This window comes from Kitasatospora sp. MBT66 (assembly GCF_000710405.2).
Lineage (GTDB): Bacteria > Actinomycetota > Actinomycetes > Streptomycetales > Streptomycetaceae > Kitasatospora > Kitasatospora purpeofusca.
In genome coordinates, this window is record NZ_JAIY01000010.1 from 514622 (window position 1) to 530469 (window position 15848).

At 70.6% G+C, this 15848-nt stretch carries 18 protein-coding genes, 1 tRNA gene, 1 pseudogene and 1 CRISPR repeat array; of the genes and pseudogenes, 10 read left to right on the top strand and 10 right to left on the bottom strand.

What is annotated here, in order from left to right; translation table 11 throughout:
- The first annotated feature begins 6 nt into the window (after window positions 1–6).
- Both BI06_RS26965 and BI06_RS26970 read left to right on the top strand, forming a co-directional pair.
- Window positions 7–489 carry a hypothetical protein gene (locus tag BI06_RS26965; protein ID WP_037778602.1) on the top strand — a complete coding sequence of 161 codons (483 nt, stop codon included), beginning with the start codon at window positions 7–9 and terminating at the stop codon, window positions 487–489.
- Window positions 486–839, top strand: coding sequence for a hypothetical protein (locus tag BI06_RS26970; protein ID WP_043472203.1), 354 nt, complete (start codon window positions 486–488; stop codon window positions 837–839). Before BI06_RS26965 ends, BI06_RS26970 begins: the two co-directional genes overlap by 4 nt.
- A 15-nt stretch (window positions 840–854) precedes the next feature.
- Here BI06_RS26970 and BI06_RS26975 read toward each other — a convergent pair whose 3' ends face one another.
- The 6 genes from BI06_RS26975 to BI06_RS26995 all read right to left on the bottom strand — a co-directional run bounded on the left by BI06_RS26975 (window position 855) and on the right by BI06_RS26995 (window position 5161).
- On the bottom strand, window positions 855–1832 hold the full coding sequence (locus BI06_RS26975; protein WP_043472205.1) for a phosphotransferase family protein: 978 nt from the start codon (window positions 1830–1832) through the stop codon (window positions 855–857).
- A gap of 75 nt (window positions 1833–1907) precedes the next feature.
- Window positions 1908–3257 carry a hypothetical protein gene (locus BI06_RS26980; RefSeq protein WP_043472207.1) on the bottom strand — a complete coding sequence of 450 codons (1350 nt, stop codon included), beginning with the start codon at window positions 3255–3257 and terminating at the stop codon, window positions 1908–1910.
- Window positions 3247–3771, bottom strand: coding sequence for a SigE family RNA polymerase sigma factor (locus tag BI06_RS26985; RefSeq protein WP_030391240.1), 525 nt, complete (start codon window positions 3769–3771; stop codon window positions 3247–3249). The genes BI06_RS26980 and BI06_RS26985 overlap by 11 nt, the downstream gene beginning before the upstream one ends.
- A gap of 654 nt (window positions 3772–4425) precedes the next feature.
- Entirely contained in the window at window positions 4426–4560 is a 135-nt protein-coding gene (locus BI06_RS54790) for a hypothetical protein (RefSeq protein ID WP_255360253.1), read from the bottom strand.
- On the bottom strand, window positions 4557–4790 hold the full coding sequence (locus BI06_RS26990) for a hypothetical protein (RefSeq protein ID WP_030391241.1): 234 nt from the start codon (window positions 4788–4790) through the stop codon (window positions 4557–4559). The genes BI06_RS54790 and BI06_RS26990 overlap by 4 nt, the downstream gene beginning before the upstream one ends.
- Window positions 4787–5161: an ATP-binding protein gene (locus tag BI06_RS26995; RefSeq protein WP_051741938.1), complete on the bottom strand. Its 375-nt coding sequence runs from the start codon at window positions 5159–5161 to the stop codon at window positions 4787–4789. Before BI06_RS26995 ends, BI06_RS26990 begins: the two co-directional genes overlap by 4 nt.
- Window positions 5162–5184: 23 nt before the next feature.
- On the opposite strand from BI06_RS26995, the gene BI06_RS27000 reads away from it, so the two are divergent.
- The 6 genes and pseudogenes from BI06_RS27000 to BI06_RS48450 form a co-directional block, all read left to right on the top strand.
- Window positions 5185–6321, top strand: coding sequence for a helix-turn-helix transcriptional regulator (locus BI06_RS27000; protein ID WP_082558703.1), 1137 nt, complete (start codon window positions 5185–5187; stop codon window positions 6319–6321).
- Complete coding sequence (locus BI06_RS27005) at window positions 6318–6542, top strand: DUF397 domain-containing protein (protein WP_043472210.1); 225 nt, start codon at window positions 6318–6320, stop codon at window positions 6540–6542. The genes BI06_RS27000 and BI06_RS27005 overlap by 4 nt, the downstream gene beginning before the upstream one ends.
- 76 nt (window positions 6543–6618) lie before the next feature.
- The gene (locus tag BI06_RS27010; RefSeq protein ID WP_043472212.1) at window positions 6619–6843 is read left to right on the top strand and encodes a DUF397 domain-containing protein; all 225 of its coding nucleotides are present in this window, start codon (window positions 6619–6621) and stop codon (window positions 6841–6843) included.
- Between the two features lie 72 nt (window positions 6844–6915).
- Entirely contained in the window at window positions 6916–7743 is an 828-nt protein-coding gene (locus BI06_RS27015; protein ID WP_051741941.1) for a trans-aconitate 2-methyltransferase, read from the top strand.
- A 769-nt stretch (window positions 7744–8512) separates the two neighbouring features.
- Entirely contained in the window at window positions 8513–9115 is a 603-nt protein-coding gene (locus tag BI06_RS27020) for a hypothetical protein (RefSeq protein ID WP_149030488.1), read from the top strand.
- Window positions 9116–9164: 49 nt separating this feature from the next.
- Window positions 9165–9302 (top strand): annotated as a pseudogene (locus BI06_RS48450) (IS5/IS1182 family transposase); the annotation flags it as partial.
- A gap of 33 nt (window positions 9303–9335) precedes the next feature.
- Here the strand turns inward: BI06_RS48450 and BI06_RS27025 are convergent.
- Together BI06_RS27025 and BI06_RS27030 are read right to left on the bottom strand one after the other, a co-directional pair.
- Complete coding sequence (locus tag BI06_RS27025) at window positions 9336–9767, bottom strand: VOC family protein (protein ID WP_030391247.1); 432 nt, start codon at window positions 9765–9767, stop codon at window positions 9336–9338.
- A 341-nt stretch (window positions 9768–10108) separates the two neighbouring features.
- Window positions 10109–10717: a hypothetical protein gene (locus tag BI06_RS27030; protein ID WP_030391248.1), complete on the bottom strand. Its 609-nt coding sequence runs from the start codon at window positions 10715–10717 to the stop codon at window positions 10109–10111.
- A 480-nt stretch (window positions 10718–11197) separates the two neighbouring features.
- Between BI06_RS27030 and BI06_RS49700 the strand changes: the two genes are divergently transcribed.
- Window positions 11198–11315: transfer RNA gene (locus tag BI06_RS49700), tRNA-Arg, on the top strand.
- Between the two features lie 237 nt (window positions 11316–11552).
- Window positions 11553–12254: direct repeats of the CRISPR family, unit length 29 nt; unit sequence GGGACCATCCCCGCGTGTGCGGGGAGCAG.
- 178 nt (window positions 12255–12432) lie between these two features.
- On the opposite strand, the gene BI06_RS27035 is transcribed toward BI06_RS49700, so the two are convergent.
- A complete protein-coding gene (locus BI06_RS27035) occupies window positions 12433–13182 on the bottom strand; it encodes a dienelactone hydrolase family protein (RefSeq protein WP_043472216.1) in 750 nt (249 codons plus the stop codon).
- Window positions 13183–13356: 174 nt separating this feature from the next.
- Here BI06_RS27035 and BI06_RS27040 point away from each other — a divergent pair, with 174 nt between their 5' ends.
- Complete coding sequence (locus BI06_RS27040) at window positions 13357–14235, top strand: helix-turn-helix transcriptional regulator (protein WP_043472217.1); 879 nt, start codon at window positions 13357–13359, stop codon at window positions 14233–14235.
- 24 nt (window positions 14236–14259) lie between these two features.
- Here BI06_RS27040 and BI06_RS27045 read toward each other — a convergent pair.
- The coding region (locus BI06_RS27045; protein ID WP_043473177.1) for a serine/threonine-protein kinase at window positions 14260–15848 on the bottom strand (1589 nt) is incomplete at its 5' end.

A 15848-nucleotide genomic window follows, 5' to 3' on the forward strand; every position in this document is an offset into this window, starting at 1 on the left:
GATGTCATGACTGCGGCCTACGAGGAGATCCCGTTCAGCGAGCTGCTCCACCGGCCCGCTGCCACCACCAGCAGACTCGACGCTGTCCGCGCGCTCCGGCTCCGCCGCCGCGACGCCGGCGACCTCGCGCTGATGCGGGTCGACCAGCTGGAACAGGACAGCACCGTCATCGACTTCACCTCTCGGCTGCTCGGCGGACTGGTCCGGACCGGCAATACCGCCGCGCTCCGGGCCGCCCTGCCCGACGCCCTGCCCTGGGTGACGTTCCTCCCCGCAGAGGACGTGGACCTGCTCATCGGGGAGCTGGTGGACGTGGCCCGCGGCGCGGTGTCGCTGGACAACCTCGCCCCGATCGCCGTGCTGCTCACACAGTGGCGCCACACCGCCGAGGTCCACGCCGACCCCGCCCTGTACGCCGCCCTGACCCAGGAGCCCGAGGGCGACCTCGGCCCCGCGCCCCTCCCGGGGCTCCCCGGGGAATCCGGGTGAGCCCCAAGCGCGGCGAGCGCGCCGCACCCCCTTCGGTCGGGGACGAGTACGACCTCCGGTTCGCCAACTCCGCTGCTGCCGAAGGATGGGAGCACCTGGCCCGTCACGCACCGACCGGACTCCGCCGCGCCTACGACCGCATCCGCGCCGCTCCGCGGGCCATCGACAACCCGGCCCGGCACCACCGGCTGCAGGGCAGGCTCGCAACCGCCGTATTCAAGGGCCGCGAACTGGAGCGGTGGCAGTACGAGGTCACCGGTGGCGGACGCATCTGGTACCTGGTCGACACCGAGAACAGCATCGCCTGGATCGTCCACGCCGGCCCGGGCCACCCCAAGGAAACAGACTGACGCCGTCCAGTTCCCTCACTCCACCAGGGTCAGCGCCGCCGCCAGGTTGTACTCGGCGATCTCCCGCATCGCGGCGCGGTGCGGGAAGTCGCCGTCGAGGAGGCGCAGCGGTCCGGCGACCAGGGACAGGCGGATCGCCAGCCCGTAGAGGTCCAGGCGGTGCCGGTCCAGCCCTTCGGTGCCGCCCAGGCTCGGGTACTGGTCGCCGAAGCGGATCCGCAGGAAGACGTGCTCCCACTCGACGTCGAAGTGCATCAGCCCCTCGATGTCGATCAGCACCGGTTCGCCCGCCGCGTCCACCAGGACGTGGTCCGGGCCGAGTTCGCCGTGCACCAGTCCGTAACCGCCGTCGCGAGGAGCAACGGCCGCCGCGCGGGTGTGCAGGCCCTCCGCCAGGCGCCCCCGCGCGGCCGCGATCCGGTCGTCCCGGTAGGCCGCCTCCGCGAGGTCGGCGAGCGCCCGGTCCAGCACCAGCTGCGCGGGAGAACTCCCCTTCGAAACACCGCCGTTGTCCAGCAGCGCGAGCTTCCCCCAGCCGGGCGCGCGGTGCCCGGCCAGCACCCGCAGGGTGTCGGCGAGCCGCTCCAGCACCGGTGCCGCGGCCTGCGGATCCCGCTCCAGCAGAGCCTCCAGGTTCTCCCCGCCCGGCCCGGTGACGTCCTCGACCACCGCGACGTCCGCCGGGAACCGGGTACGGCTCCCGTCCAGCAGGTGCACCCGCGGCGTCCGGACCCCGAGCGCGGCCAGTCGCCGGTGCGCCGCCGCGAACAGCGCGACCCCGGAGGCGTGCGCCAACGGGTCGGCGTCGTCCGCCGGTTCGTCCGCGCCCGGCCAGTGGTTCTCGGCCGCGCTCCACACGTACACGACCGCCGTCCCGCCGTCCTCGAACAGCAGCCGGTGGACGCCCTTCTTGCTGCCCCCGCGCAGCCGCTCCGTCCCGGCCAGCCTCCGCCCTCCGCCGAACGCCTCGCGCGCCAACCCGGTCAGGTCCATTGCCGTTTCCCCTTGTCCTGCCGCTCCCCCCGTGCGGAGCGGCAGGACAGCATAGGGGAGGGGTCGGGGGACGGGTCACCTGCGCCAGTCGGGCGCCATGACCATGGCCCTCAACTGCTCGACCGAGAGCGCGGGTTGACCCGGCCGGGGCGAAAGCTCGTCCTCGCCGTTCCCTTCACTGATCAGGATGTTCCGCCCGTCCGGGTAGTACACCCACGCCACCCAGTGCAGGAGCGGGTCGACGGAGCCCTTCCCGTTGCCGAACTGGTTCATGACGACCAACGTGCCGTCGGGCAGCTTCTGCCTGACCTCCAGCGGCGTCGGCGTGCTCTCCTCGGCCCCCTTCTTGAACTCGATTCCGCGAGCCCCGGCCGGCTCCACATGGATGGTCAGCCTGCTGGTCCGGCCCTCGTACTCGACCGTCACGGCGCCGTTCTCAGCGTCCCGTCCCACCTCCTTCGCGCCGGTGGGCAGCAGCCCGGCCAGCACCGCGGCCAGCTCCGGCAGCGAATCCCCGGGTGCGGGAGAGACGATGCCGGGGGACGGCGGGACGGTCACGGGGGACGGCGGGGCGGTGGACGCGGTGGGCGTCGACGGCGGGGCGGTGGGTGTGGCGGCCGTCGAGGACGACTGCGCCGGCCCGGACACCTCGGGCGCGTTCGGGTTCGCCGGTATCTCCGCGACCACCCTCCCCCACTCCGGCGCGGTCACCACGGCGGCGAGCTGTGCCGCGTCCAGCGGCGGCAGCTCCCTGGTCGGGTTCGCCTGGTTCCCGTTGAACTCGACCAGCCTGATCACCGTGCCGTCCGGCCTCGCATAGATGCCCCGCCACTCGCGCTGGCCGGTGAACGCGGCGTCCCGGGCCTTGTCGATCACCAGCACCGACCCGTCCGGCCGAACGGTGCGGTCGCAGGAATCCTTCGGCCTCACCGCCGGGTCGATGCAGACGGCGGCCCACTCGGGCCTCTGCGTTCCGCGTTCGACGAAGTAGTGGATCGAGCTGACGCCCTTGCCGTCGTCGAAGTTGAACAGTCCCAGTGCCAGGTGCGGGTCACTCGACGGGCCCGCATTGCCCGGTGTCGACGCGGTCGCGTCCGTCACGGCGCCCGGCGGGAGGAGACCGGCCACCAGTCGCACCACTTCGTCACCGGTCATCGGCGGTTCCACGGCCGGACCGAACATGCCCAGGCCCGGACCTCCGGTGAACGCCCCCACACTGCCGACCGCCAGCACAGCGATCGCCGCACCGCCCGCCACCGCGGCCCGCCGCCGATTGCGCCGGCGTCGCCCGAGGCGCTCGGCCCCGGCGGCCAGGGCGAACAGCCGCTCGTCGGGCGCCAGGGTGGCGGCCACGCGCAGCTCCCGGGCGAACCGCTCCTCGAACCCGGTCCCCAGGTTGCTCTCGAAGTCGCTCTCAACCGGCATGACGCAGCACCTCCTTGTCCATGAACGCCGCCCCGAGCTTGTCCCGCATCCGGGCCAGCGCCCGGCTGCTGCGCGAACGGACGGCGACGCTGCTCAGCCGCATCGCCGCCGCCGTCTCCTCCACACTGCGGTCCTCCCAGTAGCGCAGCACCAACACCGCCCGGTCCTGGGGTGGCAGTTCACCGAGCGCCCGAAGGAGGGTGAGCCGCAGGGCCGGGTCCGGATCGGCGACCGCGACGTCCGGCAGCACATCGGTGACCCGCTCGGTGCTGCTGCGCCGACGGCGGTGCGAGAGGAAGGTGTTGACCAGGATTGCTTGCGCGTAGCCGCTGGGATTGTCCATGCGCGAGATCCGACGCCACTTCACGAAGACCCGACCGAGGGCCTCTTGGACGAGGTCCTCGGCGAGGTGCGCGTCACCACCGGTGAGGAGGAACGCCGTCCGCAGCAGATGGCGCCCCCGCGACGCCACGAAGGCCGGAAAGTCGGGCGGCGCCCCCTGTATTTGCTCCATGCCCTATTAACGCGATCACGCGGCAGTCTTGTGGCACCGGGTTTCCGGCGGCCGCGACGGGTCGAGGCCGCCGGGTCAGCCCGAGGGCTCGGGGAACGAACGCCTCGACCACGGGGGCTCACGTTCGACCCAGCGCTCCCGCCCCTTCGGCGAAGGGGCGGGAGCGCTGAACCTCATGTCGATACCGCGTGCGCCGGGAGAGCTGAGACAGGTCGTGCCGGTGGTCTTGCGACCGACCCCGCGCGTGCGGGGAGCAGGCTCGGCACCCCGTACGTCTACGGCGGCGGCGGGGACCAACCCCGCGCGTGCGGGGAGCAGAGTTCGTGACCTGCCCGTTCAGGCAGCGGAGAAGCCAGTGCTTGCAACTTCTTGAAATTCGGACATCTGATGCATCTCCACCATCACTACCCCAGAAGCCCTGAGGATCAACCGGAGCCCACTCCTCGCCCAACCCCGACCTCAGGCCGACGATGTGAAACCAGGCCGAGCACCCCTGCCCGATTCGACCCCTCCACCTAACGGTCCTCCGGCCAACGTGGTCGCGCAGTGGCCTCGCGGCAACCGCCTTCCGCCAACCGACTCCCACCTGCCGGTCATAAGGTGCCGAGACCGTCCGACGCCTGCCCTCGAACGGCCTTGGTCGGCGCGGCGGCATCAGTCCGACAACTCGTCGTCCTCCGGCCGCCCGGGCATCCGCAGGACCAGGCGGACGCCGAGCACGACGGTCGCCAGGGCGAGGAGGGCGAGGAAGGAGAGCGCGATCCCGACGAGCAGCCGAGTCGCGGTCACGGCCGGTCCTTCAGCAGGGCGAGGAGGTTGAGGAGGGTGGCGGTCGGGGCGTTGCCGAACCGGACCAGCACCCGGCCGTCGACCACGCCCTCCGTGGTGGCGGAGGGCCAGACGATGCCCAGGGCCTTTCCACGCTCATGGAGTTCGAGCAGGAGAGCTTCCACCTCGACCTCGGAGTACGTACGGACGCGCGGGTCGTGGGGCTCGATCGGCCCGTCGGCGGCGCTCACGCGGCTGCGTCCAGCTCGAACCAGACGGACTTGCCGGACCTGCGCGGGTCCGCCCCGAAGCGGTCGGTGAGCGAGCGGACGAGGTGCAGGCCGCGCCCGGAGAGCGCGTACGACTCGGCCGCGTCCGCCGCTCTCTGCTCGGGCAGCTTCGAGCACCCGTCCGCGACCGACACCCGGAGCACCCCCTCCAGGAGCACGACGACGACCAGCGGAGCCGGCGACCCCCCGTGCTTCCAGGCATTGACGAACAGTTCACAGAGCGCCAACTCGGCGTCGTCGGCCGTGCCACCGGGCCACCCGGCGCGCACGAGCACCTCGCGCAACTCCTCGCGGGCGACGGACCAGTCGGGGGGCAGAGGGAGCGTGGACATACGGAGACCTCCGTAGGGGTGGAGTGGATTCCATCGAGCACCCGATGATCAATCAACTCGACCTGATCACCGTGCAGCTATACGCCAACGCACACAACGAGGATCGGCGATTGCCGACAGTGTGCGGCTCGTCACAATCAGCATGGAGCCTCGGTGGCCATCTGCGCAACTCATCCAAGAATTTTGGATATATCCAAATCGAACGCCAATCAGCGCTCCTACAGTGGCAGTTACCCGGTGGCGAAGGTGACCGCCGCCGGGGCACACTGGTCCAGCGAGGCTCAGAGAGGGCGGGGATGGCCGCAGCAGCAGGTCCAACGGTGCGACGGAGGCAGCTCGGTGCCGAACTGCGTCGCCGACGTGAAGAGGCCGGCCTCTCGCACGACGAGGTCGCCGACGCCCTGACCGGCATGAGCCAACCGAAGCTCTCCCGGATCGAGAACGGGCGCGGCGCCACCAAGGTCGACGACGTCAAGAAGCTCCTGTCGCTCTACAAGTGCGAGGACAGCGATCTCATCTCGACCCTGGTCGGCATGGCCAAGAACGGATCCCAACGCGGGATGTGGTGGCAGAGCTACAGCGCCCACATCAACTCCACCCTCGGCGACCTGATCACCCTGGAAGCCACGGCCTCGTCCGTGCGGAACTACGAGGGTGCGTTCGTCCCGGGTCTGCTTCAAACACCTGCCTACGCACGCGAGATCATCAAGAAGCTCAACATGCGCCCGGACGTCAACGTCGAGGCATTGGTCGATGTCCGCATGGCCCGCCAGAGCGCCCTGACCAGGAGCGAACCGCTCACTCTGTGGGCTGTGATCCACGAGGCGGCAATCCGGTCCGGCGTCGGCGGCCCCGCCGTCATGGCCGAACAGCTCTCCCGCCTGATCGACCGGGCGGCGCAGCCGAACATCAACGTTCAGGTGATGCCGATCGGTGCTCCCGCGCACCACGGAATGGGCGGCGCGTTCACGATCCTCGGCTTCCCACAACGGCAGGATCTCGACGTTGTCATGGTCGACGGCACTTTGAGCAATCTCTGGGTCGAGGAAGCAGTCGATGTCGACGTATTCGCAGCGAAGTTCGACGCCATCCGGGCCGATGCGCTCGGTCTCGACGATTCGCTCGCCATCATCACCGACCAGAGAGACAAGATCACATGACGTTCCACCCCGACGCCTCCGCGCTGGACCTGACATGGAGGAAGTCCTCCTGGAGCAACGACTCGGGCAACTGCGTCGAGTTCGCCATGCCGAACGCTCCGGTCTCCTACGTCCGTGACTCGAAGGACCCTTCCGGCCCGGCCCTGACACTCACCGCCGCCGCCCACACCGCGTTCATCACCGCGGTCGCGAACGGCGAGTTCGACTTCGACCTCATCTGACAGCACTACGGAACCCCACGGCCCGGCGCTCCCGGAGGGCGCGCCGGGCTTCCGAACCGCTGAGAGGCAGCGCCACATGCCACACATCGCCAACGCCGCTTCCCTCAAAGCCACCTTCCACAAGTCGTCGCACAGCGGCGGCGATGACAACTGCGTCGAGCTGGCCACCGATCTCCCCCACAGCGTTGCAGTCCGGGACTCGAAGGACCCGTCGGGCCCGACGCTCCTCTTCACCCCCGCCGCACACACCGCGTTCATCACCGCCGTGACCGCAGGCGAGTTCGACTTCGACCTTCTCTGAAGGTCCCCCCGCCTCCCTCCGGCCCTCGCACCACACCCGGTGCGCGGGCCGCCCCTGCTCCGAAGGGACCTCATGACCTCCTCCCCCAACCCCCTCGACATGACCCGCCGCCAGGTCTTCGGCAGCGTCGCCGAGATATACGACGCCGCCCGCCCCGGCTACCCCGGCGTCCTCGTCTCCGCCGTCCTGGACTACGCCGCCCTCGGCGACCGCCCCGCCCTCGAAGCCGGAGCCGGTACGGGCAAGGCCACCGTCCCGTTCGCCGCCGCCCTCAACGGCCCGCTCACCTGCGTCGAACCCGACGCCCGCATGGCCGAGGTCCTGCGCCGCAACACCGCGGCCCACCCCAACGTCCGCATCGAGGTGAGCTCCTTCGAGGACTGGCAGCCCGGCGACACCCGCTTCGGGCTGCTCTTCGCCGCGACCTCCTGGCACTGGATCGACCCGGCGCGGCGCTGGGACCTCGCCCACGACGTCCTCGCCCCGGGCGGAACGGTCGCTCTCTTCTGGAACCCCCTGGGCATCAGCGACCCGGACCTCCACGCCGCCCTCGCCGAGGTCGACCAGCGCCACGGGCTCACCCACACGCCCCACGCCGTCCTCGCCTCCGCCTTCGGCGACACCCCGGGCCACTGGCCCGACATGCTCGGCCACTGGCCGGCCGTCGACTGCGCGAAGGACGCCCGCTTCACCGACCTCCGCTCCCTGCGCTTCCGCGAGGAGGCCCACTACGAGACGGCGGACTACCTCGCCTACCTCTCCTCCCTCTCGATGTACGCCGCCCTCCCCACCGACCACCGCACCCAGGCCCTCACCGACACCGCCACCGTCCTCAACACCCACGGCACCGGCGCCCCCGTCGAACGCATCCACGACCTCTTCCTCACCCGCCGCCACTGACCCCGGCCCCACATCGGCCAACGGCACCTCCGCATGCGCGGGTAGCAGCTTCTTGAGTTTTGGGATCCTTACGCCGTAGAGGCAACTGTCCCCTCGTTCGCGAGCGGTAGACTTCCACGCCCTCCAACCGCTTCCGCGCGAAGCCGATGCCCGCCCGGGGTTCCGCACAGCGCACAGCCTCCGCCCCTCTCCAGGGCGCCGGACCGCAAAGTCGGAGCCCCCGACTTCCCGTGCACTCCCACCGCTTGTCGCCCGCCGGCCGGGACCGGATTCAGGAGCCCTGCTGCCAGCGACCCATCCTCCGACCACGCCCCGACAGCCCAGAAAACCGCCTGACGGTGTCCCCGCCGTACAGCCAATCTCCAAGGAGCCGAGCGCAGTTGAAATGCGAATCCAGTCGGGGCCTACGTGGTCCACAACTTGGCCCCTGCCGGCTCGGCAGGGGCCAAGTACCTTGCACAGGAGGTCGGCGCATCCGACTTCCTGCGCCCCGGCAGGACGTCGAACCTCGAAGCGCCAACGCCGGTGGGCTGCGCAGGACCTGGAGAGTAGTGGCATCCGACCTCCAAGCCGCTGCCCCGGACGGAGAACAGCCGTCGAGCAAGGCCCGCGGGCGAGCCGCTCGCCCGGGCCCAGTGCCGCAGACGCCGAGTTGTGCCGGTGGGAACACGAATAAAGGCGCCCGCCCGATGAGCGATTCGACTACCTGTGCCGTGTGTACCGCACCCGGCCCGACCGCCTGGGGTACGGCCGTGACTACTCTGGGGCCATGCTGGGACACCTCGAACAGGCCGACCTGACGGACCTCTTCCCGCTCACGAACGTCGAGTCGAAGGCGGACCTCATCACGCGGATTCGCGGGGCCCGCGAGCGCGTCGTGATGTTCGGCCTCACCAGGAACTTCTACGGCTCCGACGAGATAATGCCGATCATCACCTCGAAGTCGCGCGAGGTGCCGGTCCGAATCTTCATCATGGACCCGCACTGCGACAGCCGACGCGACCGGTACCGGCTGGAGCCGGCCGAAGCCGCGATGGAGGACCCCGCGCGGTACGAGCGGGAAGTGCTCCGGCCACTCGCCGAGGCAGCCGAGCGGGCAGGCGGTGACCTGAGGATCTACCTCTACAACTTCCCCTGCAGCTTCGCGATGGAGCGGTGTGACGACAGCATCCGAGTCATGTTGTACGGCCACGGGAAGCGCGGCACGGACGGCCCGATCATGACGTTCGACAAGGGTGGCGTGGCAGAGGGCACCTCGTACTGGCAGTACTTCGACAGCCAGCTCGCATGGGTCCAACGGCTCGCAGACGCCGAGGAGACACCCGAGCCGTGGCGGTCGAAGGACATCGCAGTGCGGGAATACCGAGTCTGACACCCCGCCACAGTGCGTCGGGCAGCTCTGCCGGACGAGACCGGTCCCGCAGGAATCCGGGGCCGCGGCCGCCGTCGGCCGGACAACCACGATCGCCGACGGCGGCCGCCCCGGAACCGGCCTCGTCATCCCGCACCGCCGACCCCGGGGCGGCGAACTGACGGACTGGCAGAAGGTTCCCGGAAAGCGGCTCCCCACCTCGTCGTCCCGGAGGAGAAAATCAGGCGAGGCAGAACTCGTTGCCCTCGATGTCCTGCATCGTGATGCAGGACTCGTTGACGCCATCGGCGCGCTGCGTCAGCACGTGCTTCGCGCCGAGCACCGTCAGCCGTGCGCATTCGGCCTCAAGTGCGGCCAGGCGCTCGTCACCCACGAGCCCGACGCCGGCCCGCACATCGAGATGCACCCGGTTCTTGACGACCTTGCCTTCGGGAACCCGCTGGAAGAGCAGGCGCGGGGCCACACCCGAGGGATCAGTGCACGCGAAGTAGACCGCATCCTCGGGCGGCAGCGAGCGGAAGCACTCCTCCCACGTGGCGAAGCCCTCCGGGACCTCCGGCATGACGTACCCCAGCACCTCGCACCAGAAGGCGGCGAGGCCCACCGGTTCCGCGCAGTCGAAGGTCACTTGGAACTGTTTGATCGTTGACATTGGCGCACAATAACAGGGGCCCTGCTCATCTCCCCAGGTCAGGAGGATGGCACGTTGTCGGGAGGGGGCTGCTACCCACTGTCGTGTCGTGCGGTCGCAGGGGTGAACCGAGGCCGGCGTCTCCCCGAAGGGATCCTGGCCAACCAATCCCGCGCTGTCGAAGACCGGTTACGGGACAAGCTTTCGCGCCCAGAACGAAGAGGCTCCGCAGCAACCTGCGCAGGAAGTCGGCGCATCCGACTTCCTGCGCAGGGGTCCAAAGCCCCAATACACCTGGCCGCGAAGCCGTAGGGCACCACTCGAGGCCTGCCGAAGAATCGATCCCGGCCGGGGCCGGAGCTTCACTGGTACAGACTCCAGTTGCCGAATCGGGCGAGCAGGTCCAGGGTGTCGTCCTCATTGAGACCGAGTGCGGCGGCCGCCTCTTCGGGGCTTGCCTTCGCCCGCACGTCGTGGGCCGGCCAGTACGAGGACCGGACTGCGGTGACCTCCAGCAGGCGGGCGGCTCTCACCGCCGCCAGAGGCGATTGCTGCGCCAACTTCTCGATCTTCTCCGAGACGAGGCGCAGCAGGTCGGTGATGTCCTCCGGGACGGCAATGGCCGACTTCTCCACCGTGGTGGTGTGTCCGTCCCACCATTCCATCTCGCATTCTTCCGCGAGGTCTCCAGCAGCAACCCGAAGGTTCTGCTCACCGATCTGCGCCCAGTCGAGCGGGCGCTCGGTTCCGGTCCAGCCGCACGAGCACACAGCACGCAGGGCATGTGCTCTGGGAGTGAGGCTGAAGCTGCCGTCGTAGACGCTCCACTCCGAGGTGGTCTGCCCTCCCGCGCCGGACGACAGCGGAAAGAAGGCGGGCTCCGGAACTGTGCCGTCGGGCAGTAGTACGCCGACAGAGCCTTCGTGCGAGGACCCGAACTCGTCCGTGGTCCATGTTTCCCGTTCAGCCATCGACGGCCCTCCATCGTCGGCCTGGTCGGCACGACCGTTCGCCGCGCCTCGCGGACAACGATCCCGCAGCGGGTGGCCGCGTATTGGCGGAACACAGAAAGTCTTTTTATTGCCAGGCTGGGGACAGGGAGCGGGTCGCTCTTCGGGGCCAGCACAGCAGTTGGCCGCGCGCCGGGCCGATCGTCGGAAGATCGGCGAACGGCTCAGCTGGGCCAAGCAGGCCCACTGTGGTCACCGCACCCGGTCCCTTGTGGCCGGCACGCCCTCGAAGACACCACCGAAATCACTGCGCGACCGACACCCAGCAAACACCAGCACCTTGAGTCGCCGAGGTCAGTGGACAACTGCCGCCCGACCGGGTCTCGGCTCAACTCCTGTGGTTCTGTGGCAACGGGTGTCGCGCTGGATAAGGCATCGCTACGCCAACGCCGTCCCGCTACCGTGTCCCGGAACGGGAAAGCGCGCATTCCCGCAGGCTGCGGTGCCGTGGCAGAGCGGCCCATTGCGATCGACGTGGGCGAGGTCCCGCTCACGTCGACTGACGGAGACGGACGGCCCTGTCCCTATCTGTCCGCGGGTTCGAATCCCGTCGGCGCCGCAGCCGACCTGGAAGTTGTCCAACGCCTCTATTGCAGCGCCGGTCCAGGTCCACAGCGGGCGATTGGTGCCCGCGCGTCTCCTACGCCGGGCAACCCGAACCAAATCCCGGAATCCGACCCACGGGAACGCGAGCCCTTCACCCCGCCGTCCTGTGTGGGAAGTCGGCGTATCCGACTTCCCACACAGGCACCCAAAGCCACAATCCGTCCCCGCCCCACCGCAAGACCGTTGGGGCGGGGCCAACCCCGCGTGTGCGAGGAGCAGATCAAGGGGACCGCTCCGGGGTGCTAGGTGAAGGGACCATCCCCGCGTGTGCGGGGAGCAGAGCGCCCCCTCGGTCGTGGTGGCGAGCCCGATGGGACCATCCCCGCGTGTGCGGGGAGCAGGTCCACTACCCCATCGGGCAATGGCAAAAGAACGGGACCATCCCCGCGTGTGCGGGGAGCAGTTTGCCCAGCTCAGCCCTTTAATCGAAAATTTGGGACCATCCCCGCGTGTGCGGGGAGCAGGCATGACCGGTTCCCCACTGGCGTGCGCCCAAGGGACCATCCCCGCGTGTGCGGGGAGCAGGAGCAGGGTCGCGCTGAACTGTCCGCTGGCCTGGGGACCATCCCCGCGTGTGCGGGGAGCAGTCCGTGAGCTCGTCCAACATGCCCTCAAGGGCGGGACCATCCCCGCGTGTGCGGGGAGCAGGGTTCGGCGGTGACCCGATGAGCTTCCTGCCTGGGACCATCCCCGCGTGTGCGGGGAGCAGCTTTGCCCTCTCCGGCTTGGGGATGAGCTTGAGGGACCATCCCCGCGTGTGCGGGGAGCAGCTGGTGAACGCCGGGTCCGAGTGCCCTTCGAGGGGACCATCCCCGCGTGTGCGGGGAGCAGTGGATATCCGAGATATCCCGCGCGTACAGCGTGGGACCATCCCCGCGTGTGCGGGGAGCAGAGTTCGTGACCTGCGCGTTCAGACGGCGAGCGAGCCGGATTTCGCAACTTCTTGGAATTCGGACATCTGGCGCATTCCCTTCATCGCCATCACTACCCCGGAAGCCTACGCCCCCGAACTCCCCCGCCCGGCCCGCCGGGTTCGCCTCGGCGGGCCGGGCCTCACCAACCAGCTCCCCTCACGCCGCCGGTTCGCCGACCCGCACGCCCGTGAAAGCCAGCAGACGGTGCCAGGCGTCGGTGCAGGCCTCGCTCCAGTCCTCCTCGCTGTCGTCGAAGAACGAGTGCGGGGCACCCTCGTACACCTTCATCTCGTACTCCTTGCCCGCCCGCTCAAGACCGCCGGTGAACTCCGCGAACTCCTCCCGCGTCGTCACCACGTCCTCCCCCGCCAGCAGCATCAGCAGCGGCGCCGTCAGCTGCTCCGTCCGGTCGCCGAAGAAGCGCGGCACGCCGTAGAAGCCCGCCGCGCCGGACAGGCCGAGGTCGGTGGTGGCGAGGCGCCAGGAGTAGGAGCCGCCGAGGCAGAAGCCGACGCCGAACACCGGGGCGTCGCTCCACTCCCGCAGCTTGCTCAGCGCCGCTGCCGCGTCGGCCTCGACGTGGGCGGGCTCCAGGAGGGGCATGTGGACCGCCCAGTCGAAGTCGGCGTCCCTGGGGGTCAGGCCGGCCGAGCGGCCGTAGAAGTCGAAGGCCATGACGTGGAACCCGGCCTCGGCGAAGCGGCGGGCGAGGTCCTCGTAGAAGGGGTGCAGGCCGCGACGGTCCGGGAGGAGGAGGATGCTGCGGCCGTTGGGGACGCTCGGGGCGGCGCGGAAGGCATTGAACCGGTTGCCGTCGGCCGCGGTGATCTCCAACCGGCCCTCCTCGGCGACCGTCCCGGTGACGACGGGGGCGGCGGGCGGGCGGCTGTCGGTGGGGTGGCACATGGAGTGTCCCTAAGCAGGTGAGGCGGTGCGGGAGCCCGGGGCTCCCTCGAACAAGTCCCAGCCTGTCGGGGCCGCGCCCGACCGCCCAGGCCCCGCTGATACGGGTACTGCCAGGGCCACCCTCGGCACCGGCCGTTCGGCACCGGCCGTTCAGCACCGGTCATACTGGCCCGCATGGACGATCACCATGATTTCGGGGAGTTCCTCCAGGCCCGCCGGGCGCTGATCACCCCGCAGAGCGCCGGGCTGCGCGGTGGCGGACGGCGGCGGGTGCCGGGTCTGCGGCGCGAGGAGTTGGCGCAGTTGGCGGGGATCAGCGTCGAGTACTACCAGCGTCTGGAGCAGGGCCGGGCGAAGCATCCGTCCGACGAGGTCCTCGACGCGCTCGCCGAGGTGCTGCGCCTGGACCGGGTGGAGCGCGAGCACCTGCACCGCCTCGCCCGGCCGGGACGAAAGGTCCGTCCCACCGGCGGGCCCGAGTCGGACCGGGCGGCGAGCGCCCGCCCGGAGCTGGTGCGGCTGCTGGAGCACGTGCGGGTCCCGGCGATGGTGCTGAGCGACCGCCTGGACGTCCTCGCGCTGAACCCGGTCGCCAAGCGGCTGTTCGTCCACGGGGCGTCCGCCGCGCCGGGCAGCTGGAACCTGGCCGTGTTCCTCTTCCTCGCCCCGGAGGCCCGGGAGTTCTACGTCGAGTGGGACCGGCTCGCCGCCGACACCGTCGGCCAGCTCCGCGCCACCGCCGGGCGTCACCCCGAGGACCGGCAACTCGCCCGGCTGATCGACCGGTTGCGTGCCGAGAGCGACACCTTCCACCGGCTCTGGTCCCGCGCGGACGTGGAGGTCCGCACCCACGGCACCAAGAGCTTCCGCCACCCGGCCGTGGGGACGCTCACCTTCACCTACGAGACGCTCGACCTGTCCGGCCCGGAACGCCAGCGCCTGGTGACCCTCACCCCGGTCCCGAACGACCCGACCGAGGCCGCCCTGCACCTCCTCACCACCTGGGCCACGGACTCGACGGTCCCGGCCGCCCGCCAACCCCAGGACGCCTGAACACCGAGGCACGACTGCGGACGCTCAGTGCGGCATCGCCGCCAGCGCCGCGCGCGCGACCTCGGCCGCCTGCGCCTCGCAGCGCTCCGCCGGGTGGTCCGGCCCGCCCAGGCCCACCCAGAGCCAGAGGTTGCCGTCCCGGACGGCGAGCGAGCAGCTCTCGCCCTGGCCCGGGGCGTCCCAGAACGCGTCGTCCCCCACACCGATGCCGGGGGCGTTCCGCTTGCCCTTGGCGAAGTCGCCGAAGTCGCTCCGCTGCACCCGGGTGCCGTTGTCGCTGCCGGAGGTGCGCCGGATCTTCCAGGTCACGCTGGCGGCCGCGGTGTCGTCCCAGTAGCGGGCGCCGTCGACCGCGAGGTACGAGCCGTACCAGGCGCACCGGGTGTTGGCGTAGGTGGTCTGTTCGTAGTAGCTGTCCTTCTCCGCCCGGCGCTGCTCGGCGGGAAAGGGCAGTTGGGGGGCCGCCTCCGAACAGATCGGCGCCTTCAGGTACTTGTCCGCGGCGGCCGGGCCGGTACCTGCTCCCCCGCCGTTCGGGTCGTGCAGCAGCAGGTATCCGCCGCCGCCGAGACCGGCCAGCGCGAGCACGACGGTGGCCATCAGGGCGGTGGGCCGACGGCGCCGACGGGGCGGGGCCGATTCCGGTGCCGGTGACGGTGCCGACGTAGCGTCGACCGCGCCACCGGAGCCGGTGACCGCACCGTCCAGGACGGTGCGCAGCGCGGTCGGTTCGGGCTGGACAACGGCGGCGGCAGCGGGCCCGACGGCCGCAGGCGCTCCCGCGCGCAGCACCAGGGTGCGGCCCGGGTCGGCCAGCAGCCGGTCCACCTCCGCCTGCTGCGCGGTGATCATCGTGTGCACCGCGGCCGGCCAGCGCCGGGCGGCGGGGGCGACCGGGCCGAGGAGTTCGAGCAGCCGGGCGGGGGTCGGGCGGGCGCCCGGGTCCTTGACCAGGCAGGCTTCCAGGAAAGGACGTGTCTCCGGTGCGACGCCGCCGAGGTCCGGCTCGCTGTGCACGACGTTGTAGAGGGTCCGCAGCGCGGACGCCCCCTCGAACGGGCTGCGTCCGCTCAGGGCCAGCGCCAGCAGGGAGGCGAGCGAGAACACGTCGCTCGCCGGGGTCAGGGCCCGCCCCTCCGCCTGCTCGGGGGACATGAACGCGGGCGAACCGATCACCCCGCCGCTGTGGGTGAGTTCGGCGTCCTCCTCGACCGCCCGGGCGATCCCGAAGTCGATGACCCGCACGCCGTCCTCGGCGAGCAGGACGTTCCCCGGTTTGAGGTCGCGGTGGATGAGCCCGGCCCGGTGGATCTCCACCAGGGCCGTCGCCAGGCCGACCGCGAGCCCGTGCACGGCGTCCGAGGGCAGCGGTCCGCCGGACTCCACCGCGTCCGCCAGCGACGGGCCGACCACGAACACCGAGGCCAGCCAGGGTGTCACCGCTTCCACGTCGGCGTCCATCACGGCCGCCGTGTAGGCGCCGGACACCCGGCGGGAGGCGGCGACCTCGCGCCGGAACCTGGCCCGGAACGCGGCATCGGCGGCGAACCGTTCATGCACCTGCTTGACCGCCACCAGCCGCCCGTCCGGGCCCGCGCCCAGCAGCACCCGGC